Genomic DNA, 25829 nt, shown 5'->3' with positions numbered 1-25829 from the left:
CGTGGACCGCGTTTTACGCGGTCCACGCCGGCCGGCGCTCAGGGGCGGCGGCCAAGAGGCCGTTGAGCCAGAGCGCCGTGCCGGGCGAGGAGCGTGAGAGCGGGGGCCTCGGCGGTGCGAGCCGGGGCGCCGTAGTGCTTGAACACCAGAGCGCCAGGCCGCCTCGTGGACGCCGGCCTGCTGGAAGCGACTTCCAGGACGTCGGCATCAGCCGGTGGGATGAGGTCCTGGGTCCGTGGGCTGTCCGCTGGTTCCGGCGGTCAGGTCCGGTGGCCGGCCGGCAAAACACACGCGGCGGGAGATCCTCAAGGCGCTGACGCACTGGCTGCGGGCCGACTGCGCCTGGAGACTGCTGCCGCATGACCTGCCGCCACGGCAGACCGTCGCCCACCACTGGCGGCGATGGCAGCAAGAACGCGTGTGGGAGCGGATGCTGACGGTGCTGCACGAGCACGAACGTGTGCAGTTCGACCGTGGTCCCACTCCCACCGCGGCCATCATGGACTGCCTGAGCATTCGGGCCAAGGAACACGGCGGCCTGCACGGGCACGACGGCGCCAAGAAGGTCAGAGCCATCAAGCAACACCTGCTCGTCGACACGCGCACGGTGCCGTCGGCGCCGAGCGCGTGCAGGCGGCGGCGCACGGTGGCGGAGCTGAGCCCCAGCACGTGGGCCGCCGGCTCCGCGGTGAGGCGGCCGTCCCGCTGCAGCGCGGCCACCAGCCGCTGTCCATGAGGCTCAGTTCAGAATCCGCCGACGTACGCGCCATGAAGGCAAGTTTCGCTCATTGCGTCGGGGTGCGACATCCGTCTCGGGGATCGCACCCCAAGAATGGATGTCATCCGCCAAGTCGCCGCGATCAACCGAGGATCCCGGCGGGCTGACGTAGCGTCACGAATGCATTGGGGGAACGGAAGTTCCGGTGACGCCGGACGTCTGCGGAACCGAGCCTCGGGTCACGCAGGGGACGCGTACGTACCTCGAGTTCGACGACAGCCTGAGCGGCTAGGGGCTTGATCGACATGGACGAAGATTCGCACCCACACAGGAGTCAGGATGAAGATCTCTCGGCTGGCCACAGCAGCCGTTGCAGTCGGTGTCGTTGCCACCATCGCTGCTGCGCCGGCAGTCGCCGCGGTCAACCAGCACCGGGACCGCATCGCGGCCGTCACCCCGGCGAACTTCCACAGCGACGGCGTGCCGGCCATCATCCCGGCGAACTTCCACACCGACAGCTAAGGCCGTCATCCCAGCCAACTGGATACCGAATGTCTGAGGCAGGCACTGAAAGGGTTCCGTGCCGCCTTCCTGGTCACCGTCTTTGTTCCCCTCAGCAAGGCGGTGTCAGTGTCTCAACGCGGGATCTGCGCCTGTCGTGAGCCACGTTTCATCAGGTCAGCGAATTCTGAGGGCTTCTCTCTTCGCCGTCGCCTTGACTGTCGGCTTCGGCCCCAACAATCCGCAGGAACGGCTGAACAAGGAGAGAGGAGATCACCGGGTGGCCGTCAGTGCACCACTCCAGCGGACATGACCGCATGCCCCCGGAACGGACTCTGTCAAACCCGAGGTAGTTGGGTGCGGTCTTTTCCTGGTCCTTGAAGGACCGGCAGAGCGGCGCGTTACGTGATGCGGTCGGACGGAGGGAGCGTCGTCCTCCTGCCGGGCTGCACACCCTGGGCTTACGGTGCCCCTATGTGTCCGCGTCGGGCCGCTCCGGCGGCCGGTCGAGGGCCTGGTCCTGGGAGAGCAGCGGGCGGAGCGCGCCGAGGACCGCGCCGATGCAGACGTCACGCAACTGCGTGCGGGTGCAGGTCTCGTGGGTGAGCCAGTCGACACAGAGGACCTGGACGAAGACGAGCCAGCTTTTCAGCACGCTGGACACGGTCTCCCTGGCGCTCTCGTCCGCGAGGGGGAGTACGGCCAGCAGCCGTGTGCGCAGTGCGTCCAGCTCGTTCGTCATGATCGTCTGGATCACGGGGTCGCCCGCGAGAACACGGTTCGCGGCGAGGACGGCGTGGCGGTTCTCCACGAAGTAGTCGAGATGGACGTCCATCCCCTGGACGAGCTGATCCACCAGAGAGTCGGCGGGGTCGAGCCGCGTCTCGGCGAGCAGCTGGTCCGCGGCCTGCTGGTACACGGCTGCGAAGAGGACGTGCTTGCTGGAGAAGTGACGGTAGAGCAGGGCTCGGGAGACGCCCGCCTCTTCGGCGATCTCCTCCATCAGGACCTCGTCGTACGGGTGAGCGGCGAAGAGTCGCGCGCCGACGGCGAGCAGCTGGGCACGGCGGTCGGTGGGGCTGAGTCGTTGGCGGGGAGGCACGGACCAAGACTACTTGACATGTGTCCACTAGCACATCCAGTCTAGTAGACACATGTCAACTAAGCTCCACCGGGACGGCTCGGAGGAATCATGGCAAGGGCTCTGCACACACTCACACGGTTGATGGGCTGGTCCAGCGTGGCGATCGGGCTGTACCACGTGGTCCTTGGCAACGCGGCGATCCCCGGAGCGGCTTCTGCCGGCACGACGGTCGACAGCTGGGGTCGGTTCATGGGGGCAAGCTTCGTCGGCTACGGGCTGGCGTGGCTGTGGGCCGCCCAGCAGCGGCCGATCCCGGCTCGGGTGGTGCGCTGGTTGGCCGGCGTATTCCTGTTGGGCGGCATGGGCCGACTGCTCTCCCTCGCCGTGCACGGCTGGCCGCAGTGGTTTCAGATCGTGCTTGCGGCGATTGAGCTCGGCCTGCCCCCGATCCTGTTCTGGCTGGCCGACGCGGAAGAGCGCACCCAGCGGAGCGAGGTGAAAACGGCGACGGCAGGACTGTGAACGCGCGTCGAGGCGACGAGCCGGGGCGCAGATGCCTGTCGGCCGTACTTGTCGAGCAATTCGGGCGGTGGCGCAGCGCGGGGAATCGGGTGGCCGTCGCCGGCAGCCGACCTCGTCGCTGCCAGACCCGGCGATGTCCTGGTCCTCCAGGACAGAGTTTCGCGGCCGAAAAGCTTGATGTCCGGCAGCAAAATGCGGCCGGACCAGCCAAGCCCGGCGGCACACGCCGCGCGGGATTCTCAGGCCCGACGGGCCGACGAGAAAGGGAAGATCATGATCAGGTATCGGAAGACTAGTTGTGCGCTGACCGCCGGTGCGGCTCTGTTAGGCGCGCTGGTGCTGTCGGTGCCGGCGCAGGCCGCCGACCGCACCTCCATAGTCGCCTACGGCGCTCACACGCGTGCCAAGGCTGTGTCCTACGGCGCGAACGGCGCTGTCAGGGTCTGCGACACCTACCCGGACGGATACGGGGTCGCCGTCCGCTACTACCGCAAGGTTGGGGACCCCCAGACGCTGTATGACTCCAGGGGCAACGGCCTGTGCACCGAAACCGCCGACATCCAGAGCAATCCGATCGTTCTCTTCACGGCGTGCGTGGTCATCGACCACGTCGACTACTGCGCCTCCCCGTACCAGGACACTGGCCGGTAGTCCGGGGCGGTCGCGGGCACCGGACGTCGGGCACGTCGACCGGCTCTTCGCCGGAGCCGAAGCCCTGCTGATTGCCGAGGACGGCCCGAGCGTGTGCTTCTTCCGCGACGAAGTACAGCACCTGTTCGAGATCCCGGGTCGCGAAAGACCTCGACATGAGGCGTAGCAAGAATGGGCGGGCCGTGCAAAGCGGGGCCTCGGTCACGGACTGCCCGTGACCGAGGCCCGTGCCGCGGCTCCGCTCGCGGCCCGGCCGTCACCGTGGGCCTTCACCGGCGGCGCCGCAACGGGCTGCCGAGCTCGGCGGAACCGCCACCCCTGTGCCCCTGGCCGGCACGGTCCTCGCCCACTGACGGATCGTCTCTCCGCGGTCCGATGTCCGATGTCCGACGCCGGGGCCACAGGGGCCGGGCTCGAGCGCCGGTGGCCGCGGTCACCGCCCGATCCGGGATGCCTTCGCGCATGCTTGGGATCCATGACACTGCTGAAGAGCCGTCAGTGTTGCGTGCAGACGGTCGCGTTGGTTCTGGGAGAGGGCCGACGCGCGATTGTGCAGTTCGTAGGGATCGGTCCTGACGTCGTAGTACTCGCGTTCACCGTCCGCGTACTCCACCCACAGCGCGTCGGGGGTGCGGATGGCCTCGTAGGTGGGCGGGTTGCCGCTGTTGGCCGGTGCCGCGTCCGGGTCGTCCTTCCTGGAGCCGGGACGGTGGTGTTCGATCAGGGCGGCCTGGCGCCAGTCGTCCACCCGCTCGCCGTGCAGGATCCGGGCGAGGCTGAGGCCGTCGGTCGTGGCGGCGGGGGTGAGTCCGGCGAGGTCCTGGAACGTCGGGCCGAGGTCGATGTTCTCCGCCGGCTGCGACGTCGTCCCGCCCGGCGTCACACGGGGCCCGGTGACCACGAGGGGCACCCGGATGTCGCTGTCGTACGCGGTCTGCTTGCCCGGGCGCAGGCGGTGCTCGCCCATGTGGAAGCCGTTGTCGGAGCTGAAGACGATGTAGGTGTTGTCGGCGATGCCCTGGGCCTTCAGCTCGGCGCGCAGGTGTCCGATCATGTCGTCCACCGCCTGCACCGAGCGCACCCGCTTGGCGAACTTCTGGTCGATCGACCGCTTCTCCCGGTCGGACAGCGGCTTCAGCGGGTCCTGCCACTTCGGCCTGGACGAGGGCGGGGTGTCAAACGCGGCGGTCCGCGGTGCCTTGAGGTCCGGGTACGCGGCAGCGTCGCGCGGAGCGGGGGTGGAGGGGCCGTGCGGCGCGAAGGTCGCGAGCTCCAGCACGAACGGCTTCTTCGCTGCGGCCGCGGAGTCGATGAACGACGTCGCCTTCCGCGACACCACGTCGGTGAGGTAGTCCTCGGGGTCGTGCCCGTAAGAGACGACCTTGCCGTTCTCGTTGAGGTCGTAGTCGAACTCGGGATAGCCGTTGCCGGCCGTGTCCCACTCGTCCCAGCCCGGCGGTACATACGGCTTGTCGGTGCCGTTGGTGTCGGCGGGTTCATAGCCGTTGAGGTATTTGCCCATGAAGCCGGTGCGGTAGCCGGCCTTCTGCATGGCCGGCCCGTAGCACTTGTGCTCGTCCCCCTTGCGGTTGAACGCCTGGTAGCCGCCGTCGCTGCCGTTGTTGGTGAACACCCCGGTGTTGTGCGGGAACTGACCGGTCAGGATGGACGAGCGCGAGGGGCAGCACAGGGAGTCGGACACGTAGTAGTTGCTGAACGACATCCCGTCCCGCTGTAGTTGCCTGACGTTCGGCATGTACGGGATGAGGTTCGTCGCCAGGTCGTCGGTGAGGACGAACACGATGTTGGGCTTGCCCCGGCCGGCGCCGCCGGCAGCGGCCGTGCCGCCCTGAGTCGGCGTGTCGGCCGAATTCGAGCACGCCCCGAGCAGAGACGCCGCCAGTCCCACGCCCACGGCGGCACGTAACACGGGGCGGCGGTGTCGTCGACCTTGCATGAACACGGGTCCTCCTGGAATCGGGCATCGACCAGCGGACCGTAGGGCGCGACATTGTGGAATCTCTGTGGAGGGGCAGGCCCGCAGCCTGCCGAGGGAACGCTCTGCGGAGGGAGGGTGACGCACCAGCCCTCCCCACGGCCGGTCGGCTCCGCCGCTGCCTGAGGGTGCTCGGGAGCAGAGCCGGGGTGGGCGATGCGCGAGGCGTACCGTGGCCGGGGGCCGATCGCAGACTCCTGGCCCGGAGAACCCCCGTGGCACAACCGCTCGGCGTGGCGATCGGTGTGACGGTTTCGCGGCGCCGGTCGGCAGACGTCGTGGCGATTGGACGGCGACACTCCTGCCGACCTCGCCGCCGGGCCGCGTGGTCATCGGCCAAAACGGCTGGCGGTCCCCGGTGCGCGGCCCGCGAGCCAGACGGCGATCCGCTTCTGCAACTCCTTGTCGGCACGGGGGTAGTCCCAGTGTGCGTACCACTCCAGGTCCCGCAGGATGTTCTCCGAGCGGTCCGGGTGACGCACCGCGAGCACGTCGACACCGATCTCGCCGGTCGAGCAGCTGATGTACACGCTGCTGTCGAGCGCCATCATGCCGAAGCCCGGGTGGCCCGCGCGTATCCCGAGGAACGCCGACGCCGCACCCCGGCCCATGACGTCCCAGCAGTCCAGGAGCCTGACCCGGGCCCAGACCGCCGGTGCGGCACGGCGGCCATAATGCTGGTTCTGCCTACGCAGGACGGCTTGGTGCGTGTGGGTGCCGTGGGGAAGCAGGACGAGGAACTCACGCCGGTGGTCGAGAAGGCCCGAGGAGACCGCCAGGTCGTACCAGTCCTCGTTGAGACGCTCGACGAGCCGTGGGGTTTCGTACCGGTGGGAGAAGCGGCCGACAACGTCCTTGGGATGCCATCCGGAGACGAACGGCATCGTGCCGTCCGGCACTGCGTCCGGGATCACCTCGAGGCCGGCCCGCCGCAGCGGCCGGTACATCTTTCGTTCCCGCTCCTGGATACCCACCGGTCACTGTTTTACCAGGGCCAGCGCGTCAAGAACCCTCCGCCCGGCGCCTCCCTGCGTCCGTCCCTCCCGACTTCCCGGAGCAGACCGGTGCAGGATCAGCCGCATGACAAGTCGCCCGAGAGCTACTTGGCCGGCCTCCACCTCCGCGCCGCAATGATCTGGATCAACGACCTCCTGAAGACCTCAGGCTGATCACAACATCACACAGGCCCTGGCCGCCGACTACCCCGCACAACGTCGTCGCCTTCGTGTCCGCCCGCTGCACTTCGGTAAAAGCCCTTCCGCCAAGCCTTTGTAGAGACTCCGCGCAGGAGTGACACCAGGGGCCAGGGCGGATCCCATGCCAGTCAGTGTCCGGCCTATGGGGGTGGGGCAGCCGGTACGGCGTTGCCCAGGCCAGGTCCCGGGCGTCAGGTGCCCGCCCGTCCGGTTCGTACCGGGGACCTTGCTGCAGCGGCGATATGCCCCTGACCTGCAGGTCAGCCGTAGCCGTATCGAGATCCGTCCCCGTCTGACCTGCGCCGTCTGGGCACCTAAGATCCACTGATGCACAGATCCCCCTCCGAGCTCATTGCGCAGTGCCGGGAAAACCTCGGCTCCGGGCCGCGGTCGTTCTCCTGGCGAGACCGGCGGAGGTATCTCCGCATACCTCGCCGGAGGTGGATGTCCGGCGATCCCCTGCTCGAGATTCTCGAACGGCAGGACCTGCTCCTGGAGCAGGGCGTCGTGGTCTGGGCATCGCTGGTACAGGCCAACAACCTGCTGTTCGAGCCGGGCCGTACCGATCATCCGGCCGTCGTGCTCTACTGCGCCGACCGGGAGTTCGACGACCGTCCCGAGCACCTGCGGTACGTCGCGCGCAGGCTGTTCTCCGTCAAAGGCAAGCTCCTGCCAGATCCGCTGTTGCAGCCGTTCGCCAACATGCTCTGCAGAGAACTTTCCCGCGAGATGCGGATGCCGGTCCCTCAAAGCCTGACCGGCAGCACAGCCGTGTACTGCACGAATGTGATGGTTGCCCGACGGCACTTGCCGACAGGAACGCTCAACCACGCACTCTTCCCGCTGCTCATCCATCCCACCTGCGACGAAACGATGATCCTGCCCAGCCGCTTCTGGCCGGACGACTTGCGCAACGCCTGGGACGGCGTGCCTGCCTGAATCCGGACACCGCGCAAGACTGCACCCCACACAGCCCGGCGAGCACCCGCCGTCCGGCCTCGTCGAGCAGCAGCTCGGCGTTGGCCCGCACACTGCCGCCCTCGTGCCGGGCGGGGGAGGTGGGGCACGTCCACAGCCGCAGCACGTCGGCGGCCGCCAGACCGTAGCGGGCCGCGGCCCGGGCGATCAGCGACGAGGTCAGCTCTCCGGCCGGCGGCACGGTCCGCAACGCACCTGCTTCCACAACTCTCACCGACACCCCTCGCCTGCTCCCCGACCAGAGCAACGTGGCACACCCTGCGAGCCCGGCCACCGAGGCATGGCGGGACGCTCCCGTGGCCTGCACGCTGGAGGTCGCCGAGCTGGGCGAGCGCACCGAGCAGTGGCAGCAGCTGGCCGGCAAGGCCGAGAGCCGGGAGGAGATCCCCGACGGTGTACGCCTGTCTTTCCCTGCCGACGCCGGGCTGGCCGACGAGGTCGCGGCGCTCGCCGCGGCGGAGCAGGGCTGCTGCGCGTTCTTCGATTTCACCCTGCACCTGACCCCGACCGTTCTCCAGCTGGAGGTGCGGGCGCCCGAGTCCGCCGCCGGGATGCTGGCCGACCTCTTCGGAGCACCCGCATGACCACTCCTGCCTCCCGCCCCTCGCGGCCCTGGGGCACACTCGGCGCCGGGGCGGCCGCGGTCACTACCTGCGCGGTGTGCTGCGCGGGCCCGATCCTGGCCGTCCTCGGCTCCATCGGCGTCACCTCCGCGATCGGCGCGCTGTGGATGCCCGCCCTGGCGGTGCTGGCCGTGGCCGCCGGACTCGGCGTCCTCGCTGTGCGGCGCCGGCGCCGCACAGCGTCCTGCTACACGGCCCCGGCCCGGGCCGACCTCGGCATGCCGGCCTTCGGCCCGCCCCCGGGCGCGCCGGACAGCAAGAGCGCTCGCTGAGCGAGCGCCGCAGGCCAGGACCGTCAAGGGGGCTGTGAGGATGACCGGGCACGGCCGCCACGGGGCGGCCGGCACAGGATGAAGGAGCAGTTCGGGTGTCGCGGCAGGGACCACAGGGACTTGGTCGATCGGCTGCAGCGCCATGGGTTTTCTCGTTGCTCCACGGCGCGGCCGATGAGTTTGTGGCTCCCGGCCGGTCCAAGCTCGTGACACCCCAGGAAAGGACACCGCCGTGTCGGAGCTTCTCGTCGACTTCATCACTTCCCTCGACGGCCACGCATCGGGAGAGGGATGGCCCGGGTTCTGGGGCCTTGAGGGCCCGGAGTACCTCGCATGGCTCAGCGAGCAGCCCGAGGCCACCTACCTGATGGGAACGAACACCTACCGCCTGATGTCGGGCTTCGCCGCAGGCGAGGTCCCGAATGGCCAAGACGAGTTCAGGCCCGAGGAAGAGGCGTCCGTCGACGAGCTCACGCAAGCGTCCAAGATGGTGTTCTCCTCCTCACTCAAGGAGCCACTGACGTGGGCCAACTCCACGCTCGTCCGCGACGACGCCGTCGAGGCGGTCCGCGCCATGAAGTCGAGTGGCTCGGGGCTCCTCAGCACGATCGGCAGCCTCAGCCTGTGCCGGTCCCTGCTACGTGCCGGACTCGTCGACCGCTTCCGGGTCGTGATGTTCCCGGTGATCACCGGGGCCACGGGCGAAGAACGCATCTACGACGGCTATCCGGACGTTGCCCTCGAGATGATCGAGCACCGCACCTTCGACGGCCGCATCCAGCTGGTCGAGTACAAGCCCCGCGTGCTCGAGCACCCGCCGCTCGGCGTCCCCGCATGACGTCGCCCCGTCCGCCGGTCCGGACGGCACCAGCCCGACGCCGGCGGAGAGGTACACCAAGCGGCCAGCAGTGGCTCTCAAAGAGATCAGTGTCAGCCCGGGGTGGCGGAAGACCGGTATTCCCGTCGCATCCATGACGCTTTGCTCGCCGTACGCGACGAGCCGTATGTCACCCTCGTGGTCAACTCGGCTGCCGGCAATGGAAAGGTCCATGATCTCTACAGGTCGTGGGGCTATGGGGACATCGGGCAGAGCCAGCCGTCGCTGGCCTCGCCGGTCCTGACGGTGATGATCCGCTCTACTGTGTAGCTGCCTCCGGTTCCCGCAGTCGCGGGGATGGTCCCTCGGGCAAGCTGGTGATCCAGGTCGAGGCCTGCTCCCCGCACACGCGGGGAGCAGGACACCGAGCCCGAGCAGCAGCTCGACGACACCCTCGCGGCGGCGCCGTTCGCTCCCTTCCCCCGATGCTGAGGAAGCTGCGGGCCGCGAAGAAGCTGGACTGGTCCCGGGCGGTGATCGACTCATCCCACGTGCGGGCCGCCCGACGGGGCCCAAAAGCGGACCCAGCCCGGTCGACCGCGCACGACCGGGCAGCAAGCACCACGTCGTCACCGACGCCCAGGGCATCCCGCTCGCGGTGTCACTGACCGGCGGAAACCGCAACGACGTCACACAGTTGCTGCCCCTGATCGACAAGATCCCAGCCCCGAGTTCCAGCCGGAGCCTCACAAGACCCCCCCTGTGTGTCCCGAACCCGTGGCCGGTGACGTCACGCCCCCTTCGGCCGACACGCGGGAGACCGAAGCTGCCCCCGAGCTCCGATCGGGATTCGAAACCCAGCTGGACGCCTACGCCCTCAGGGGCGACGTCGCGGGCATTCGCCGTCTCCTGCTCACCCGGGCGAACGCCGGCCGCCCCGAGATGCTGCAGGAACTCGCTGGACTCTACGCGGACGACGAGAAGGCCAACGAGTGGTCACAGATGCTGCTGTTCGGTCTTGACCATTCCGGGAAGGCGGCCGCCCCCTGGTACGACAATCCCTACCCCGCTGGAGACACACCCCACGATCGTGCACTGCGTGCTCGGCGCAATTATCAGCCGGAGTGGCTCAAAGAGTTGTCCCGCCACGTCTCCCGGAGTTGGGGCACGTCCTGCTGAACACACCGGCTTCCCTGGACTTGCTGACTGGCAGAGACCATGCCTGAGCACCGAACGAGGTGGCCCGCCTCTGTGGCGCGGCTATGTCGTTTCGTCATGCCCCCGCTTGCACGGGCGGAAGCGGTCTGGCGACGAGCCGGTCCCGGTACGGGCGGGGCGGTCCATGTGCAACCAGGCTGTTCGCAGGGGAATTGCTCTGGCGATGCCCGCGTGCCGTGGCCATCCTGTGGCTGTGCTGTGTTCGCCGCACCGTCATACTCACTGGTAACTTCTGCGGGTGATCATTTCGCTCCGCTTACAGCGCACAGCGCGTGCCGCGCTGATATCCGCTCTGGCCCTCGCCGCCCTGCCCGCGGCGCCCGCTGCCGCCGCCCCCTCCTCAGCGACCCCGCATCTCGACGCCGTGGAACGCACGCTCCGCGAGGTTTCACCCGGCCTCGAGGGCGACGTATGGGAACGGACGGCGGGCAACCGGCTCGATGCCGCGCCCGGAGACCCCGCGAGCTGGCTGCTGCAGACCCCCGGCTGCTGGGGCGACGCGGAATGCCGAGACCGCGACGGAACCAGGAACCTGCTGGCCAGGATGACCGAGAACATCGCCCGGGCCACCCGCACCGTCGACGTCTCCAGCCTCGCCCCCTTCCCGGACGGCGCCTTCCAGGACGCCATCGTCGCCGGCCTGAAGTCCTCCGTGGCCGCCGGACACCACCTGAAGGTCCGGGTCCTCGTCGGCGCCGCACCGCTCTACCATCTCAACGTCCGCCCCTCGCAGTACCTTGCCGACCTGCGGGCCGCACTCGGCCCCGCGGCGGACGCCCTCACCATCGACGTCGCCTCCATGACGACGTCGAAGACCGCCCTGTCGTGGAACCACTCCAAACTCCTCGTCGTCGACGGAGAGACCGCGATCACCGGCGGCATCAACGACTGGAAGGGCGACTACCTCGACACCCCGCACCCGGTGACGGACGTCGACCTGGCCCTGTCCGGCCCCGCAGCCGGCACGGCGGGCCGCTACCTGGACCGGCTCTGGAGCTGGACCTGCAGCAACCGCACCAATGTGGCGAGTGTCTGGTACGCCGCCTCGGGCGCGGCAGCCTGCCAGGCCCGCATGGAGCAGGACACCAACCCGCGAACGGTTTCCGCCACCGGTGACGTGCCGGTCATCGCCGTCGGCGGGCTCGGGGTGGGCGTGCAGGACTCCGACCCTGCCTCCACCTGGCACCCCTCGCTGCCGGACACCGCCGGCACCCGGTGCGTGGCCGGTCTGCACGACAACACCAACGGCGACCGCGACTACGACACGGTCAACCCCGAGGAAAGCGCCCTGCGTTCCCTGATCTCCAGTGCCGGCGAGCACATCGAGATATCGCAGCAGGACCTCAACGCCACGTGCCCGCCGCTGCCCCGGTACGACACGCGCGTGTACGACGCCCTGGCCGCCAAGCTCGCCGACGGCGTCAAGGTGCGCATCGTTGTCAGCGACCCCGCCAACCGGGGGACCGTCGGCAGCGGAGGGTACTCGCAGATCAAGTCCCTCTCCGAGATCAGCGACGCACTGCGCAGCAGGCTGGTACGGGCCACCGGAGACGAGCACAGGGCCCGGGCGGCCCTGTGCGGCAACCTCCAACTCGCCCCGTTCCGCGGCTCCGCGCGCGATACGTGGGCCGACGGGCACCCCTACGCCCAGCACCACAAGCTGATCTCGGTCGACGGCTCGGCGTTCTACATCGGCTCGAAGAACCTCTACCCGGCCTGGCTGCAGGACTTCGGGTACATAGTGGAGAGCCCGGATGCCGCCCGGCAGCTCGACAGCGCCCTGCTCCAGCCGCAGTGGAACTACTCCCGGTCTTCCGCGACCGTCGACTACCAGCGGGGGATCTGCCAGATCTGACACCCACCTCGGCCCCTACCGCCGTTCCGGTGCCGTCCGACGACCCGGGCGGCACCGGAACGGCAGGGAACGCCTCGGCGCCCGCTTCAGCGGACGGCAGCTCCCGGCGTTCATCGCAGCCGGGAGCAATGGTCAAGACGTGTGGATGTTGCCGTGCGGACCCGTTGCGGCAGCCGAGGAAGCCGCCTGCCGGGCGTCGGCCGCGAGGTCTGCAAGCACCGCGACGTCGTCGAGCGCTCTGGTACGTGGTGGCAGGCGCGAGTCCTGCTGGAAGGGAGCGATGAACCCGTCGAGTTTCCGGGGCTGCCCCTCCCTGATGGCGCGCTGGTTCACGACGCGCTCTGAGCCCGTTCCCTGGAACGCGCCCGCGCCGTGCTCGCTTGTTGTTCACTGGCACCGAGCGAGCCGCATTCCGTAGAAATGCATTGGGGGCCAGTGGAACCGCGAAGCGCAGCCGCATCTGGTAGAGACTTCCCTTACACCGCGAGCACCACCTGTTACATCGAGGTCCATGAAGACGGCACCGTGACCCACGGAGACCAGCACGCGGCCTACGAGCGCGCGCTCGTAGGAAAGTCACGCCTGTTCGCCGTGTGGCCCGGCCAGTGGTCGAGCGACCTCTTTGAGATCGATGACCTGGACGAGTTCGCCAAGGCACTCGGAATCAAGCACGACGAGGAACGAACGGGCTTGAAGGACCATGTCCACGAGGTCGAATGGACCAAGGACCCCTACAGCAACGACAACCTCCGCAGCCAGTACCTCGGCATCGAAGTCACCCTCGCCTGCGGCTGCTCCATCAACGACCTGCGCACCTTCGCCGCGCAGGTGAAGGAGCAGAAGGGCTGGGTGATCGCGACGAGCGGCGGCTGGTCGAAGTGCGGCGGGCCGAACGGGACGACGTACTCATTGCGGGCACGTCGCAACAGCCTCACCTGACGGACATGGAGTTCGGAGCCGGCCTCGCTCCGCAGTGCAGCGCCGCTGCTGCTCTGCCTCGTCGGCGACTCCGGCACAGGCAAGTGCCACCTGCTGATCGGACTCGGCGCCGAGGTCGGGATGGCCGGCTACCGGCTCAAGTACGTCCTGGCGACCAAGCTCGTCAACGAGCTCGTCGAGTCTGCCGAATGTCAGAGGTCCCTGCGAAGATCACGGCCATGGAGCTTTCCGCCGCCCTCGCCGGGCTCGACGCCCACCCGTGGGCCACCGTCAACCACGCCTACGGCCCCGCCGAGGACCTGCCCGGGTTGTTGCGCACCTTCGCCGAGGCACGTGAGGACGCTGAGGAGGCACTGGACGAACTGTACGGCTCGATCGTGCACCAGGGCACCGTGTACGCGGCCAGCGTCGACGCCGCCCCGTACCTCGCCCGAATTGCCACTTCCGGCCGACAGACCGTCGACGCGCTCCGGCTGCTCGGCTGTCTGGCGAAGAGCGAGGACGAGTGCGACGTCGAGCCGGGTGCCGTGAGGGCCGCCGTAGCCGCCCAACTGCCTTTGCTCATACCGCTGCTGTCCGATGAGGACGCCGCCGTTCGGCAGGCGGCCGGCTGGACGGTCGGCCACACCCGGGACACCTGCACCGCCCTGCCCGCCGTCCGAGCCCGCCTGGCCGCCGAGACCGAGCCTGCCGTCCGGGCCGAACTCCTCACTGCGTACGCCCGGTTGGACCGCGCGGGCGCCGCTGCCGAGGCCCGCGCCCTGCTCGGCCCGGACACGCCCGCGCCGCTGCGCCTGGCCGCCGTGTTCGCCGCGTTGAACGCCGGGGAGCCGTGGCTCGCCGCGCACCGCGATGCCGTCCTCACCCTGTTGCCGACCCGGGGGACGGCCAAGTCCGTCTACGCGGACGAGCACCGGGAACCGCTGCGCACCATCGTCGCGACCCTGCTGGGGCGGGACACCGACGCCGACCGCGAGAGTGCCATCGCGCTGCTCGACGCCGCACTGCGAGACGAGCGCGCGGAGGTGCGGGCCGAGGCCCTGTGGGCGGCCGACCGCGCCTGCACCCTCTCCCGCAGTGCCCCGCAACGGCTGATCCCCGCGATCGCACCGCTCGCCGCCGACCGGACGGCCGCCCAGCTGCTGGGCAAGATCGGCCCGGCCGCCGCCGAAGCCGCGCCCCTCCTCGCCGAACTCGCCGCGCAGCCGGACGACGAGGCGGCCGACCAGGCCCTCGCCGCGCTCGTCCTGGTCGCACCGCAGGCCGCCGCCCCGCTGCTGGCCGGGGCCCTCGGCCGACGCCCGCGCGCCATGCAGTGCGCTGCCGGGTCCCACGCCCCGGCCGATGCGCCCTTCCCGTTCGACCCGGCACTGTTCGCCGCGGTCCGCGCCCGCCTGGCCTCCAACACGCTGGAGCGGCCCGAGGGGGCCAAGGACTGCGGCTGCTCGACGACCGAGGACCACAACGACACCGCCGGGCTGGTCCACCTGCTGCGGCAATGGGGCCCACAGGCCGTCGAGGCGCTGCCCGAACTGTGTTCCGTCCTGCCCCGGTTCCACTACGCCGCCACCGCGATCACCGCCGTCGCCGCCGACAGCGGGCCGCAGCAGCGCGAGCAGGCCGCCACCGCCCTGCGGGCCGACGCCCGGAAGCTGTTCGTGGCGCAGGCCCTGCACGAGCTGACCGGCGAGACCGGGCCGCTGTTCACCGCCGCCGAGACGGCGCTCGCCAACGGTGTGCGCGACGGCGTCGAGGCCGCCCGCGCCTTGGCCGACCTCGGCCCGGCGGCCGCCCGCCTCACCCCGGCCCTGCGCACGGCGCTCGGCCGCACCATCGACCGCGACACCGTGCCGGAGGTTGACGCCGACCTCGCCCTTGCGCTCGCCCTGTGGCGGCTCGCCGGTGAGGCGGCGGAGGTCGTTCCGGTGCTGGCCTCGGTGTTCGACAGATGCGAGGGCCGACAGTGGTTCCACTGGACGACCGCCCGCGCCGCACGCGAGATCGCCGTGCTCGGTCCGGCCGGGCGCCCGCTTACCGCCAGGCTCCAAGCTCTCCTCGACGACCCGGCCCAAGCACCCTCGGCCGTCCTCGGGCTGCTCGCCGTCGCCGATCCGGCCGGCCTCGACCGCGCCCGGCTCGCCGAGGCGGCGCTGCACTCGGCCGAGACCCGCGCCGACCTCAAGGGCGCCTGCGACGCCCTGCGGGCGCTCGGCGCCACCGCCCTGGCACTGGAGCAGCACGACCGGCTGGCCGCGCTCGCCACCGGGGACCGCCGCCTGGTCGTCTCCGGGTTCGACCACGCGATGATCCGCGAGGACGAACAACTGCGCGCCGCGCTGGCGTCCGTCCTCGACCGGGCCGGCTGAGGCCCAGGTCCTCTCTTTCGGATCTTGCCGGACGCCCGACGCCGTGCGCCCAGGAAGATCCGGTTGCAGGTGGATGTCTGGGTATCGGAGTCGACCTCGTCGGCGGCGTTGCTCATGATCTTGCCGACGTGTCTGTCCTGGTAGCGGGCCAGGCTTCGGTGACTGCAAAGAGGCCGTACCAGGGGCGGGTTGGAGCAGTAGGTTGTGCCGATGACCGAATCCCTGCAGCCCGGCGGCGTTGTGCTCGATGCGGACGAACTGGAGATCCGCTGGGCGGATGCCTGGCGTCCGGAACAAGTCGCGGAGCGGTTGGCCGGCATCGGTGCGCCTTGGTGCGTTGCGGCGGGATGGGCGCTGGACCTCTTCCGCGCCGAGCCGTCGCGGAAGCACGGCGATCTGGAGATCGCGGTGCCCGTGGAGGGGTTCGCGGAGATTCGGCGCCGCTTTCCCGAATACGTGTTTGACGCTGTGGGTTCAGGTCGGGTCTGGCCGAGGGCGGGAGCGCAGACGCTGGCGGCCACGCACCAGACCTGGGTGCGGGATCCGGTGAGCGACCAGTACCTGTTTGACGTCTTCCGCGAACCGCACGAGGGCGGGACCTGGGTCTGCCGACGGGATGAGCGGGTGCGGCTGCCCTACGACGCGATCATCGAGCGGACTGCGGACGGGATCCCGTACCTCGTGCCGGAGTTGGTGCTGTTGTTCAAGGCCAAGGCGACCCGGCCCAAGGATCAGGCGGACTTCGAGGGGGTGTTGCCGCTGCTGGACCCGCCGCGGCGGAATCGCCTTCGTGGGTGGCTGGAGCTGATTCACCCAGGGCATCCCTGGCTGGCCGAGCTGGCGGGGTGAGTGCGGCGGTACAACCTCATCGCTGCATCCAGCGGGACGCCCTGCGTCGCCGCGGCGGCGAAGTCGGTCGTCAGCAGGCGCCCGGCTCGACCGTCTTGGCCGGCACGCTGAACGGCGCGAGTTCGAGCGCGAGGGAGAAAAGGGGCGACAGTCCTGGCTGCGTTCGCCCCTCATGTTGCGTTCATGGCCGATATTGTCGTCAAACATGGGGACTTGGGGGAGTGGTGGCGCGCAGTCGGAGACGCAGCGTGTATGGCGCCCGCAGCCTTCGTTGAAGCCGGATGTGACGCAGGACGCGGTCGTCGTGGTGCCCGGGATCATGGGCAGTGAGCTGCGCGATGCCGAGACCGGCGACCTGTTATGGGGATTGAGCGTTCGGCTGCTCGAGCGGGCCTGGCGGCGAGGAGACGGCCTGGAGCATCTGCGGGCCACGCCGGAAGAGATGGAGGGTGATGGCCGTCGAGTTCGCGCCACCCGTCTGTTGTCCGTGCCCGCGTGGGCTGGGAGTGTCTAATAAACGGCGGCTTCCCGTGGCACGTCAGGCCCTGCTCGCCCTGGCCCACCTGCGGTGTGGCGACACCTACACCCAGCTCGCGGCCGGGTTCGGCATCGGGATCGCAACCGCCTACCGCTACATACGTGAGGCCATCGAGGTCCTGGCCGCCCTCGCCCCGACCCTGGCCGAGGTGATGAAGACCATCCGGACGAAGGCGTTCGTCATCCTCGACGGCACCCTGCTGCCCATCGACCGCATCGCCGCCGACACCCCGTACTACTCCGGGAAACACAAACGCCACGGCATGAACGTCCAAGTCCTCACCGATCCGTTCGGACGGTTGCTCTGGGCCTCGCCGGCTCTGCCCGGCTCGACCCACGACCTGACCGCCGCCCGGCAGCACGGGATCATCGACGCCCTCACCGCAGCGGGCCTCAAGTGCTGGGCGGACAAGGCGTACCAAGGAGCCGGCAGGCCCGTCCGGGTCCCGTTTCGGGCCCGCCGCCTCAAGCAGTGGAAGCGCCGCCACAACACCACCCACGCCAAGATCCGTTGCCTTGGCGAGCAGGCCATGGCCACCCTCAAGGGCTGGCGGCTCCTGCGGAAACTCCGCTGCAGCGCCAACCGCATTACCAACGTCGTGCAGGCAGTAGTCGTCCTTCACCACGCATCAGCGTGAGGTCGGAAAACGCTCATGGATATCTGCCTCCACGCTTGCGGCGCCGGATCCTGGAGATCGAGGTCACAACGCCCGACGGCGGGCGGTACCTGATGGAGTCGGGAAAGATTTTCGCCCGGCAGATCCGCCGAACGGGCAGGATCCGTCGTCGCCGGTGGTGATGGCACTCCTCGGGGCCGCGGCGCGTGCAGCCGCGGCCCCGCTGTCCGTACGGTCAGCGCGGAACAGCCCTGCAGCTCCTCAGAGAGGCGCACCGGTGAGCCGGACGCCGGACCCAGGCCGTTCGGCCTTGCTGAACGGCTCCGGCATATGGGCCCCGACCGCGGTGTTCACCGCGGTCGGGGCCCATATGCCCTCTGCCACCCAGCAGTTCGCAGCCCTGGCCGAACAGACCGCAGCCCGCCTTGTCCGTGGCCGCGGGCAAGGAGCTGTCGCCGGCGCAGTGCGTGTTGTACGCGGGCGTTGCCGGGCCCGCTAGAAGGTCAGGTTCCAGGCGTCGATCTTGCCTGTGTCGGAGGCGGCGTTGTCGTTGACGCGCAGCTTCCAGGTGCCGTTCGCAACCTCCGAGGAGGCGTTTACGGTGTAGGTCTGGGCGATGTTGTCGGCGCTGCCGCCGGCGTGGTTGTGCAGCGTGTAGACGGTCCCGTCCGGCGCCACCAGGTCGACCTTCAGATCACCGATGTAGGTGTGCTTGATGTCCACACCCACCTTGAGGGTGGCCGGGGCGTTGCCGGTCACGCCGGTTACGGCGATGGGGCTCTCCACGGTCGCGTTGTCGTTGATGGCGAAGTCCGCGAGGTTCTCGAAGTACTTACCGGGCGGCGGGGTGGTCCCGACGGCCTTGAGGGCGTCGACTTGTCCTTCGCCGAAGAACGAATTGCTGGCCGTCGTGCCCGTGCAGCGGCTGTCCGAGGGGCAGGCGATGTCGTTGGCCTGGGTGGCCAGCTTGGCGCGGATCTGTGCCGGGGTGATGCCCGGGTTGGCGCTGGCGATGAGTGCCGCCACGCCGACCACGTGCGGGGTGGCCATCGAGGTGCCGCTCTTGCTGCCGTAGCCGCCGCCGGGGACGGTGGAGTACACGTTGCTGCCCGGCGCCGCGACGTCGATGACGTCCTGCCCGTAGTTGGAGAACGAGGCCTTGGTGACACCGGTGCCGTTGGCCGCGACCGTGACCACGCCCGGCAGCTCGGTCGGGATGTCGAGGCAGGCGTTGGTGATCGTGCGGGTGACCGGCGTCGAGTCGTTCGGGCTCGCGGAGTCGGTCGTCTTGTGGGCGAGGTCGTAGTTCTCGTTGCCCGCGGCGGCGATCTGGAGGGAGCCCTTGCCCTCGGCGTACTCCTGGGCGCGCTTGACGCCCTCGATGATGGCGGCCTGGTCGATGTTGTCCGGGCAGTTGAACTGCCACGGGTCCGTGTAGTAGCTGTTGTTGGTGACCTTGAAACCGTGGTCGCCGGCCCAGACGAAGCCGCAGATGGTGTTCTCGGCGAAGAAGAAGGAGTTGCCGGGCTCGGCGACCCGGACCGCGGCGATCTTCACCCCGGGGGCCACGCCGACGACGCCCTTGCCGTTCTTGGCCGCGGCGATGGTGCCCGCCACGTGGGTGCCGTGCGTGTCGACGTCCCGCCAGGCGCCGACACGGGTGTCGGGCTTGCCGTAGGCGCAGGAGACCGAGTCGGCCGCGTCGAAGTTGGGCGCCAGGTCCTGGTGCTGGTCGTCCACACCGGTGTCGAGGATGCCGACCGTGACGGAAGCGGAGCCCGGGTTCACGGCCCAGGCCTGGTCGGCCTTGATCTGGCTCATGTCGGCCCGGACCGGTTCTCCGGCCGGGGTCGAGGCCTGGGCCGGATTGGCCGGGAGCGCCGGGTTGTAGGCGTCGGCCGGGACGTCCGAGGTGCGCGTTGCGCCGACCTGCTGCACGCCGGCGACGCCGCGCATGGCGGCGGCGAATCCGCTGGATGCCGAGTGGGCGACGATCACGCCGATCGCGTCGAAGCTCGAGAAAACGGTGCCTCCGTTGGCCGCGATCGCGGAGCGGACCGCCGAACTGTCACCGGGGGCGGTGATCACGAGATAGGCACGGGTGCCGGCCACCCAGGTCGCACTCTGGGAAGCCGGCACGGCGGCCGGAGCGTGGGCCTTGGCGGCCGGTGCGGGGGAGGGGCCGACGGGGAGCGTGCCCGCGAGGGCGCCGGGGGCGCCGAACGTGAAGGCGGCGCCGACCGCGGCCGCCAGGACCAGCATGCGTCTGGTCCGGTTTGATATGTGGGGTATCAATGCGTCCTCCGGAGACGGCCCCGCCGTGCTGATGGCACCGGCAGGGCCGTACGAAACGAGTGGTGGATGCAAGATGTCAGGTGCGTGCTCCCGTACGGAAGTACCTTTCCGTGCAGGGGCGTTATAGGGGTATGGCTGAAAAAAGACGTACTCCGAGCATCGGGGGTCGGGATCCACCGGGAGCTCGGCGACGTCGACCGCGCCCTGGCGTACGCCGCCGACCTGGCGCCGGCCATCGACGGGGTGGACCGGCTGCTGGCGTGGTGGCTGACCGAGGTGTGCCCGCAGTTCGGTGACGAGCCCGCCGGCGGGCAGGCCGTGCCGCTGTCCAGCCGCCGACACACCATCGCGGGCGGGCGGCGTCCGGCCTGGATCAGTCGGCTGTGGCTGGCCGGGGTTGGCAACTGTTGCCTGTTGACTGTGCGTAAGTGTGTTCTGGCGTGTGTGAGTGGGTGTTGACGGTTTCCGCTCGTACGAGGTTCGGGGAGGGAACGGAAGTTCCTGTCTCGAATGCGTGACCTCTATGGGTGGTGCTCGTTGGGTGGGTGACGGGCTGTTCGGGCCGGATGGGGCTGGGGTGAGCGGGTTGGGTGGTCTGAGGTCGGTGGCGGCGTCGTTCGTGGTGCCCGGTCCGTCGGGGGTGGCGGTCCGAGACCGGCTCAGGGGCCTGACTGCCCAGGACGAGAGGGTGCTGCGGCTGGTCGGCGACCACCTGGGTTCACTCGCCGCGCGGGATCTGAAGGCGCGGTGTGCGGTCGGCCTGGAGCACGACAACGAAAGCTGGGCGGCGCGGAAGCGGGAGCTGACGGGGCTGTCGTCGTCGCGGTGGGCGGGGTCGTTGACGAAGGCCACCCATGACGTGTGGGCGCTGGCCCGGCGCGGCCAACTGGCGCACATCCGGCAGTTGGAGGCTGGGGTGGACACGATCCGGCACCGGCTGTCCCTCCCTCTCGGGGAGAAGGGTTCGAAGCGGGCTGCCGGCGGTTACCGGAGTCGGCGGGAGTGGCATGCCAAGGCGCGTCGGCTGCGGGTGTTGGAGGACCGGCTGGAGCGGGCGCGGGCCGACTGGGCGGCTGGGCGGGTGCGGGTGCGGGTGCGGGTGGTGCGGGGCGGGAAACGACTGTTCAACACCCGCCACCACCTGGATCAGGCGCAGCTCGGCGAGGAGGCGTGGCGGGCCCGGTGGGAGGCGTCGCGCCGGTTTTTTGCAGGCGGACGGCGAGTCGGGCAAGCGGTATGGCAACGAGACGATCCGGGTCAGCCCCGATGGGCAGGTGAGCGTCAGGCTTCCGGCCCCGCTGGCTCATTTGGCCAATGGGGCGTACGGCCGCTACGTCCTCACCGCGCGGGTGTCGTTCGCGCACCGGGGTGAGATGTGGCGTGACCGCGTCGGAGCGAACCGGGCGGTGGCGTACCGCATCCACGAAGACGTCCAGCGTCGGCGCTGGTATCTGACCGCCTCCTGGACCATCCCACCCGCCCCCACCGTGCCCCTGGCCGCCGTGCGGGCTGGTGGGCTGGTCGGGGTGGACACCAACGCCGATCATTTGGCGGCCTGGCGGCTGGATGTGCACGGCAATCCGGTCGGCTCCCCGCGCCGCTTCGACTACGACCTCACGGGCACCGCCGAGCACCGCGACGCCCAGGTGCGCCACGCGCTGACCCGGCTGTTGCACTGGGCCGCCCGTCACCGGCTGGCGATCGCGGTCGAGGACCTCGACTTCACCGCCGAGACCAGCCGGGAGAAACACGGCCGCCGAAAGAAGTTCCGCAAGCTGATCTCCGGCATGCCCGTGGCCCGGCTGCGCGCCCGGCTGGTTTCGATGGCCGCCGAGCTCGGTGTTCCGCTGGTGGCGGTCGATCCCGCTTACACCTCGAAGTGGGGTGCCCAGCACTGGCAGAAACCCCTCACCACCGGCAAACGCACCACCACCCGCCACGACGCTGCCGCCGTGGCGATCGGAAGGCGCGCCCTGGGGCACCCGATCAGGCGTCGGACGGCACCGCCCCGTACCCACCAGCGTGATGGGTACGGGCATCGGACCGTCCAGGCCCGACCGGAGACCCCAAGGCGTGAGGGACCCCGCCCCCGTGTTCCCGGACCACGGACACGATCCGTGCCGCCCGGACTCGGAACGAACGCGGGCAACCAGAACGCCCAACACCGTCCGGGGCGTTCGACTGAGCATGGGTTCTGGCAACAGGACTCACTCCCGCTCAGTCCATAGGAACGGTTCGTAGAAGGCACCGCCGGCCTCGTCATCCACGCCGCTGGGAACCTACTGGGGTTCGGTGCTGCCAGGTTCGGGGAACATCGAGGACTTCGTGAGCGGCGAGCCCTTCAGGCACGGAGTGTTTGCGAGCACGTCCGTCTCGCCGGAGCCCTTCACGTAGGAGACGAAGATGGTGAATTCCCCCAACTTGCCAGGGGATGTGTATCGCTTCACTTTGTCATGGGCGCGCCATTCACTCATGGTCCAACCTTGCTTTTGGAGGTCGGCTCGGACATCCGAACCGACGTCCGCAGACCCGGCCCCCTGAAGGATTGACATGGTTACCGTGTGTCTCGCGGTGCCCGGAACCTGGCAATCAGGAGCGGTCTCCACCGCGGGACGCACGGCGCCGAACGGAGGCGGTCCTGACTTCCGTGCGGCCGTGGTCACCTTGAGTAGCAGCTTGTGGAGTCGCTCATCGGCTTGGTCGAGCGTGGTGGCCGTAGTCAATGACTGCGTGGTGGCCGGAGTCGATGACTGCGTGGTGGCCGTAGTCAATGGCTGTGCGGTGGAGGAGGGGGAGGCCTCCGAGTCCGAGCAGGCTGTGACCAGGGCAAGAGTTCCAAGAGCGGCACACATGGATACTCGACGTCGACGCACGGTTTCCCCTAGATGATCGCAAAGAGAGCTGATGGTATCTCCAGGGTCAGGCCGGGCCCTGGGGCTTCGTGGGGCCGTCCGAGGCTGACCATCGCTACTTGAACACGGTGGTTACCTCGCTTCAGTGGTGACCTGGTCGATGATCGAGTGCCGCACACCCTCGGCGTGAGCCGACGCCCTGGACGGCATCCCCTTCACCCGCGGGCACGGTGATATGGACGAGTACCCCCCCCCAGGGCCCGGAAACGGGGCTGAACGCAGCAGGATCTCGCGGCCTCGGTGACGTAAGGGGCCGCAGGTTCCGACGTCCCTCCCTTCGAAGGGCACCGCGAACCGCCCATTGACGGCTGCGCCTCGTCTGGCCGGCGCAGTACGCCGCTCTTACGGCACGGCCGCGGAGCAGCTCCATCCCCACGACGAGCAGCAGCTGCTTCCCGGCCTGGTCGAATTGCTTCTGGAGCGTGGGCTCGCGAAAGAGACTGGCCGGCTCTCCGGCGTCGGCGGTGAGGTCGCCGCGCCGGACGAGGTAGTCGGCCATGGAGGCACGGTGGACAGCGCGGGCATGCTCCAGCAGCAGGCGTGCGTGATGCTCCGCTTCCTCCCGGGGCTCTCGGTCGCCGAGACCGCCCACGTGATGGGCAAGAACGAGGGTGCTATCAAGACCCTCGAGCACTGGGCCGTGCGCACGCTGGCCCGGCTTGTGCCCGATACCCCCGTGCCACCTGGCCCCGGGGACACGCAGGATCCTCCTGCTCGCCCCGACGTGCAGGCAGAACAGGGGGACCGCCCGGGGATCACGTTGGTCTCCTGGCGCTGGTGTGGTCCGCGCCGGCCCAAGCGCGTCAGGAACGGCCCGCGGACGTCACGTACACGGTGCTGCCCGCCGCCCAGGACACCCGCGTCACCTGGCCGGGGCCGAGGCGTCGATTCTGGCGGGTGACGTGGTGATGGCCGGGTGGCGGAGCCCGCCTGTTACCGGGGACGACCGGGTGTGGATCTTGGCCCGGCGCCGGAATGCCTGCCGCTGCTCTTGCTTGTTGCTGCAGGCGCCGTCGCCGGGTTCGCCGTGGCCCGCCGACATCGCCGAGCAGCACGGCAAGGGTCCGGGCAAGGGTGTCGCAGACGGCGGCCGTGGTACCCCGTACGGTCAAGGTGGTGACGGGCTGTGCCTCGGCGTCGGCCGCGGACCCGGCGCCGGGGGGCAGCTCGGCTCACGCCGTGTCGAGTTGAGGCCAGCACTTGCATGCTGGCGCCCTGACTCGTCTCAGCGAAGTTTGACCGTTCTCAATGAAGTTTGATCGGTCGTTGCTCTATGTTCGCGGCTGTTGAGCTTGGGAGGGGCACCGTGTGGCCTCGCCAAGTCTTGACCTGTGACGGCTCAGGCCGGATGCAGCACAGCTATGGCGATCTCACGCACGCGGTCCTGTGTGATACCAGTGCGCTGTTCGACGGCGAGCGGGTGGTCAGTGGGCTCCAGCTCGATGAAGGGCCGCTTGCCGACTGGTCGCGTGTGGGCGTTCGTCTTCAAGTTGGTGGTGCCCTCGGAATAGTGCGCGAGCTCGGTGCTGAGCCAGCCGAAGTACGGCTTCTCGGCCTCGCGTCCCTCCGTGTTCCACACCTCAAGAGCGCGGGCGAAACTGTCCCTGCTCAGAGAGACCCAGACGCCCCAGGAGAAGACGTCCTGGCTGCCGATCACAGGTATCTCGATCAGACCCCTGATGAAGAAGTGCTGGCCCTTGATCACGCACTGGTCGGACGACAGCATGCTGTCCGGATCACTCTCGAAGCCGGGATCCCAGACGTCAGGGGCCATGGTCGAGTAGCTCATGGGGAGTTCTGCGTGGTGGTCGCCGCAGCATGAGCACGTGAAACCGAGATCGTCAGACATGGCGTGAGCCTAGCGAGCACGCGCACAGGGGTATTCCCCGGCCGCCCAACAGCCGCTGGACACAGCCTGCGTTCGGTCCAGCGGCAGCTCGGCATGGCCTGGCACACCGTCAAAAGGTTCGCCGACGCCTCGAAGCCGGAGGACCTGTTCACCGGCCAGTGGCAAAACCGGCCCTCGGTCCTCGATGACTACAAGTCCTACGTGGGCGACCGCTGGAACGAGGGCTTCACCAACGCGTGGAAGCTGTGGAAGGAGATCGTGCCGCTCGGTTACAAGGGCAGCCGGCTTTGTTCACTTCTAGGGGTTCTGGCTCGATTTCCTGGCTCTGGCTCACTTTCAGTGGTAACACCGGGTAAGTTCGGTTATGCAGGGTGGTAGTTGCTGGTCGGACCGCGATGTGCGCTGCTGGGGCCTCTCGGGTGCAGCTCCCGGAACGTGACCCCGACGGCCGGGAGTATCTCCCCCAAGCTGCGGCGGAGGCCTTCAGAGGCGGCCTCTGCGACATGACGCTCCGTTACCACCGAAAGTGAGCCAGAGCCGATTTCCGTGACGCGTGCACGGTGAGTGACTTCCGCCGGAAGGCCAGGGGACCGAAGATGGGTCTCAGGTGTAGACGATGGGGCAGCCGCGTCGGATCGAGTGCTGGGCGGCGCGCAGGAATAGTGCGACGTAGAAGGCTGTGTTTAGGTCCTTGGTCCACGGTCCTGTTCGAGTTGCGGCCAGTTCCTTTGCTTGGTGTCTGAACCACATGCTCAGGTCGAGGTTGTCGCATGTCGCCGGGGTTTCGGCCGGCAGATCGATGGCTGCCGCCAGCTTTTCGGCGAGTGGTAGTACCTGAGGAGCGCCGACGACCATGGACTCGTGGTCGTCGGACTCGATGGGCAACCAGATCTCTTCATCGAGTGAGAAGGGCACGAGCACGGTCCAGCCGCAGAGGATGGGTCTGCTGCACGATTGGGTGACATCTGAACTGGCTTGCCCTGTGGGGCGGGTGGGAAGGATGTCGCTGTGCCCAAGCCTTATCCGGAAGAGTT

The 25829-nt window shown here is 69.0% G+C and carries 21 protein-coding genes and 9 pseudogenes; 21 read left to right on the top strand and 9 right to left on the bottom strand.

Annotated features, from left to right (window positions below):
• Window positions 1-235: 235 nt before the first annotated feature.
• Window positions 236-421: pseudogene (locus ACH4S8_RS39865) on the top strand (transposase); the annotation flags it as partial.
• Window positions 422-660: 239 nt separating this feature from the next.
• On the opposite strand, the pseudogene ACH4S8_RS39860 reads toward ACH4S8_RS39865, so the two are convergent.
• A pseudogene (locus ACH4S8_RS39860) lies at window positions 661-720 on the bottom strand (hypothetical protein); the annotation flags it as partial.
• Window positions 721-1057: 337 nt separating this feature from the next.
• Between ACH4S8_RS39860 and ACH4S8_RS39855 the strand changes: the two are divergent.
• Window positions 1058-1240: a hypothetical protein gene (locus tag ACH4S8_RS39855; RefSeq protein ID WP_398403268.1), complete on the top strand. Its 183-nt coding sequence runs from the start codon at window positions 1058-1060 to the stop codon at window positions 1238-1240.
• A 451-nt stretch (window positions 1241-1691) separates the two neighbouring features.
• Here the strand turns inward: ACH4S8_RS39855 and ACH4S8_RS39850 are convergent, their stop codons facing one another.
• The gene (locus ACH4S8_RS39850) at window positions 1692-2321 is read right to left on the bottom strand and encodes a TetR/AcrR family transcriptional regulator (RefSeq protein WP_398403266.1); all 630 of its coding nucleotides are present in this window, start codon (window positions 2319-2321) and stop codon (window positions 1692-1694) included.
• Between the two features lie 90 nt (window positions 2322-2411).
• Between ACH4S8_RS39850 and ACH4S8_RS39845 the strand changes: the two genes are divergently transcribed.
• A complete protein-coding gene (locus ACH4S8_RS39845) occupies window positions 2412-2825 on the top strand; it encodes a DUF4345 domain-containing protein (protein WP_398403264.1) in 414 nt (137 codons plus the stop codon).
• A gap of 273 nt (window positions 2826-3098) precedes the next feature.
• Window positions 3099-3476: a hypothetical protein gene (locus ACH4S8_RS39840; protein WP_398403262.1), complete on the top strand. Its 378-nt coding sequence runs from the start codon at window positions 3099-3101 to the stop codon at window positions 3474-3476.
• A 433-nt stretch (window positions 3477-3909) separates the two neighbouring features.
• Here ACH4S8_RS39840 and ACH4S8_RS39835 read toward each other — a convergent pair whose 3' ends face one another.
• Both ACH4S8_RS39835 and ACH4S8_RS39830 read right to left on the bottom strand, forming a co-directional pair.
• The gene (locus ACH4S8_RS39835) at window positions 3910-5433 is read right to left on the bottom strand and encodes a sulfatase (RefSeq protein ID WP_398403260.1); all 1524 of its coding nucleotides are present in this window, start codon (window positions 5431-5433) and stop codon (window positions 3910-3912) included.
• A gap of 368 nt (window positions 5434-5801) precedes the next feature.
• Entirely contained in the window at window positions 5802-6446 is a 645-nt protein-coding gene (locus ACH4S8_RS39830; protein WP_398403258.1) for a hypothetical protein, read from the bottom strand.
• 666 nt (window positions 6447-7112) lie between these two features.
• On the opposite strand from ACH4S8_RS39830, the gene ACH4S8_RS39825 reads away from it, so the two are divergent.
• The 8 genes and pseudogenes from ACH4S8_RS39825 to ACH4S8_RS39790 all read left to right on the top strand — a co-directional run bounded on the left by ACH4S8_RS39825 (window position 7113) and on the right by ACH4S8_RS39790 (window position 12431).
• Window positions 7113-7607 carry a hypothetical protein gene (locus tag ACH4S8_RS39825; protein ID WP_398403256.1) on the top strand — a complete coding sequence of 165 codons (495 nt, stop codon included), beginning with the start codon at window positions 7113-7115 and terminating at the stop codon, window positions 7605-7607.
• A 287-nt stretch (window positions 7608-7894) separates the two neighbouring features.
• On the top strand, window positions 7895-8230 hold the full coding sequence (locus ACH4S8_RS39820) for a hypothetical protein (protein ID WP_398403254.1): 336 nt from the start codon (window positions 7895-7897) through the stop codon (window positions 8228-8230).
• Entirely contained in the window at window positions 8227-8541 is a 315-nt protein-coding gene (locus ACH4S8_RS39815; protein ID WP_398403252.1) for a hypothetical protein, read from the top strand. Before ACH4S8_RS39820 ends, ACH4S8_RS39815 begins: the two co-directional genes overlap by 4 nt.
• A gap of 232 nt (window positions 8542-8773) precedes the next feature.
• Window positions 8774-9379 (top strand): dihydrofolate reductase family protein, encoded by a 606-nt coding sequence (locus tag ACH4S8_RS39810; protein ID WP_398403250.1) that lies wholly within the window; start codon window positions 8774-8776, stop codon window positions 9377-9379.
• Window positions 9380-9407: 28 nt separating this feature from the next.
• Window positions 9408-9688 (top strand): annotated as a pseudogene (locus ACH4S8_RS39805) (GNAT family N-acetyltransferase); the annotation flags it as partial.
• 155 nt (window positions 9689-9843) lie between these two features.
• A pseudogene (locus ACH4S8_RS39800) lies at window positions 9844-10193 on the top strand (transposase); the annotation flags it as partial.
• Window positions 10136-10537: a hypothetical protein gene (locus ACH4S8_RS39795; protein WP_398403386.1), complete on the top strand. Its 402-nt coding sequence runs from the start codon at window positions 10136-10138 to the stop codon at window positions 10535-10537. The pseudogene ACH4S8_RS39800 and the gene ACH4S8_RS39795, both read left to right, overlap by 58 nt.
• 277 nt (window positions 10538-10814) lie before the next feature.
• Window positions 10815-12431, top strand: coding sequence for a phospholipase D-like domain-containing protein (locus tag ACH4S8_RS39790; protein WP_398403248.1), 1617 nt, complete (start codon window positions 10815-10817; stop codon window positions 12429-12431).
• Between the two features lie 132 nt (window positions 12432-12563).
• Here the strand turns inward: ACH4S8_RS39790 and ACH4S8_RS39785 are convergent, their stop codons facing one another.
• Window positions 12564-12764, bottom strand: coding sequence for a hypothetical protein (locus ACH4S8_RS39785; RefSeq protein ID WP_398403247.1), 201 nt, complete (start codon window positions 12762-12764; stop codon window positions 12564-12566).
• A 192-nt stretch (window positions 12765-12956) separates the two neighbouring features.
• Here ACH4S8_RS39785 and ACH4S8_RS39780 point away from each other — a divergent pair, with 192 nt between their 5' ends.
• The 6 genes and pseudogenes from ACH4S8_RS39780 to ACH4S8_RS39755 all read left to right on the top strand — a co-directional run.
• Window positions 12957-13370: a hypothetical protein gene (locus ACH4S8_RS39780; RefSeq protein WP_398403245.1), complete on the top strand. Its 414-nt coding sequence runs from the start codon at window positions 12957-12959 to the stop codon at window positions 13368-13370.
• A gap of 51 nt (window positions 13371-13421) precedes the next feature.
• A pseudogene (locus ACH4S8_RS39775) lies at window positions 13422-13559 on the top strand (ATP-binding protein); the annotation flags it as partial.
• The gene (locus ACH4S8_RS39770; protein WP_398403243.1) at window positions 13559-15736 is read left to right on the top strand and encodes a hypothetical protein; all 2178 of its coding nucleotides are present in this window, start codon (window positions 13559-13561) and stop codon (window positions 15734-15736) included. The pseudogene ACH4S8_RS39775 and the gene ACH4S8_RS39770, both read left to right, overlap by 1 nt.
• A 210-nt stretch (window positions 15737-15946) precedes the next feature.
• Window positions 15947-16585, top strand: a complete 639-nt coding sequence (locus ACH4S8_RS39765) for a nucleotidyltransferase domain-containing protein (RefSeq protein WP_398403241.1) — start codon at window positions 15947-15949, stop codon at window positions 16583-16585.
• A 283-nt stretch (window positions 16586-16868) separates the two neighbouring features.
• On the top strand, window positions 16869-17099 hold the full coding sequence (locus tag ACH4S8_RS39760; RefSeq protein ID WP_398403238.1) for a hypothetical protein: 231 nt from the start codon (window positions 16869-16871) through the stop codon (window positions 17097-17099).
• Between the two features lie 4 nt (window positions 17100-17103).
• Window positions 17104-17760 (top strand): annotated as a pseudogene (locus ACH4S8_RS39755) (transposase family protein); the annotation flags it as partial.
• A gap of 474 nt (window positions 17761-18234) precedes the next feature.
• On the opposite strand, the gene ACH4S8_RS39750 reads toward ACH4S8_RS39755, so the two are convergent.
• On the bottom strand, window positions 18235-20001 hold the full coding sequence (locus ACH4S8_RS39750) for a S8 family peptidase (RefSeq protein WP_398403236.1): 1767 nt from the start codon (window positions 19999-20001) through the stop codon (window positions 18235-18237).
• A 619-nt stretch (window positions 20002-20620) separates the two neighbouring features.
• Between ACH4S8_RS39750 and ACH4S8_RS39745 the strand changes: the two are divergent.
• A pseudogene (locus tag ACH4S8_RS39745) lies at window positions 20621-22262 on the top strand (IS200/IS605 family accessory protein TnpB-related protein).
• A 51-nt stretch (window positions 22263-22313) separates the two neighbouring features.
• Here the strand turns inward: ACH4S8_RS39745 and ACH4S8_RS39740 are convergent.
• Window positions 22314-22454 carry a hypothetical protein gene (locus tag ACH4S8_RS39740; protein WP_398403234.1) on the bottom strand — a complete coding sequence of 47 codons (141 nt, stop codon included), beginning with the start codon at window positions 22452-22454 and terminating at the stop codon, window positions 22314-22316.
• Between the two features lie 1021 nt (window positions 22455-23475).
• Between ACH4S8_RS39740 and ACH4S8_RS39735 the strand changes: the two are divergent.
• Window positions 23476-23616 (top strand): annotated as a pseudogene (locus tag ACH4S8_RS39735) (sigma factor-like helix-turn-helix DNA-binding protein); the annotation flags it as partial.
• Window positions 23617-24285: 669 nt separating this feature from the next.
• Here the strand turns inward: ACH4S8_RS39735 and ACH4S8_RS39730 are convergent.
• On the bottom strand, window positions 24286-24735 hold the full coding sequence (locus tag ACH4S8_RS39730; RefSeq protein ID WP_398403232.1) for a DUF2199 domain-containing protein: 450 nt from the start codon (window positions 24733-24735) through the stop codon (window positions 24286-24288).
• A gap of 153 nt (window positions 24736-24888) precedes the next feature.
• On the opposite strand from ACH4S8_RS39730, the gene ACH4S8_RS39725 reads away from it, so the two are divergent.
• Window positions 24889-25173, top strand: a complete 285-nt coding sequence (locus ACH4S8_RS39725; RefSeq protein WP_398403230.1) for a hypothetical protein — start codon at window positions 24889-24891, stop codon at window positions 25171-25173.
• A gap of 225 nt (window positions 25174-25398) precedes the next feature.
• On the opposite strand, the pseudogene ACH4S8_RS39720 reads toward ACH4S8_RS39725, so the two are convergent.
• A pseudogene (locus tag ACH4S8_RS39720) lies at window positions 25399-25829 on the bottom strand (hypothetical protein); the annotation flags it as partial.

Origin of the sequence: Streptomyces sp. NPDC021080, from assembly GCF_044333225.1 — a bacterium.
Taxonomy (GTDB): Bacteria; Actinomycetota; Actinomycetes; order Streptomycetales; family Streptomycetaceae; genus Streptomyces.
Note: the sequence above shows the minus strand (reverse complement) of the source record. Positions and strands in the feature narration are given on the sequence as shown.

Excerpts from the sequence above, each read along its gene's own strand:
- ACH4S8_RS39855 (WP_398403268.1), top strand. The coding sequence starts at position 1,058 with ATGAAGATCTCTCGGCTGGCCACAGCAGCCGTTGCAGTCGGTGTCGTT.
- ACH4S8_RS39845 (WP_398403264.1), top strand. The coding sequence starts at position 2,412 with ATGGCAAGGGCTCTGCACACACTCACACGGTTGATGGGCTGGTCCAGC.
- ACH4S8_RS39840 (WP_398403262.1), top strand. The coding sequence starts at position 3,099 with ATGATCAGGTATCGGAAGACTAGTTGTGCGCTGACCGCCGGTGCGGCT.
- ACH4S8_RS39835 (WP_398403260.1), bottom strand. The coding sequence starts at position 5,433 with ATGCAAGGTCGACGACACCGCCGCCCCGTGTTACGTGCCGCCGTGGGC.
- ACH4S8_RS39825 (WP_398403256.1), top strand. The coding sequence starts at position 7,113 with ATGTCCGGCGATCCCCTGCTCGAGATTCTCGAACGGCAGGACCTGCTC.
- ACH4S8_RS39815 (WP_398403252.1), top strand. The coding sequence starts at position 8,227 with ATGACCACTCCTGCCTCCCGCCCCTCGCGGCCCTGGGGCACACTCGGC.
- ACH4S8_RS39770 (WP_398403243.1), top strand. The coding sequence starts at position 13,559 with ATGTCAGAGGTCCCTGCGAAGATCACGGCCATGGAGCTTTCCGCCGCC.
- ACH4S8_RS39765 (WP_398403241.1), top strand. The coding sequence starts at position 15,947 with ATGACCGAATCCCTGCAGCCCGGCGGCGTTGTGCTCGATGCGGACGAA.
- ACH4S8_RS39750 (WP_398403236.1), bottom strand. The coding sequence starts at position 20,001 with ATGCTGGTCCTGGCGGCCGCGGTCGGCGCCGCCTTCACGTTCGGCGCC.
- ACH4S8_RS39730 (WP_398403232.1), bottom strand. The coding sequence starts at position 24,735 with ATGAGCTACTCGACCATGGCCCCTGACGTCTGGGATCCCGGCTTCGAG.
- ACH4S8_RS39725 (WP_398403230.1), top strand. The coding sequence starts at position 24,889 with ATGGCCTGGCACACCGTCAAAAGGTTCGCCGACGCCTCGAAGCCGGAG.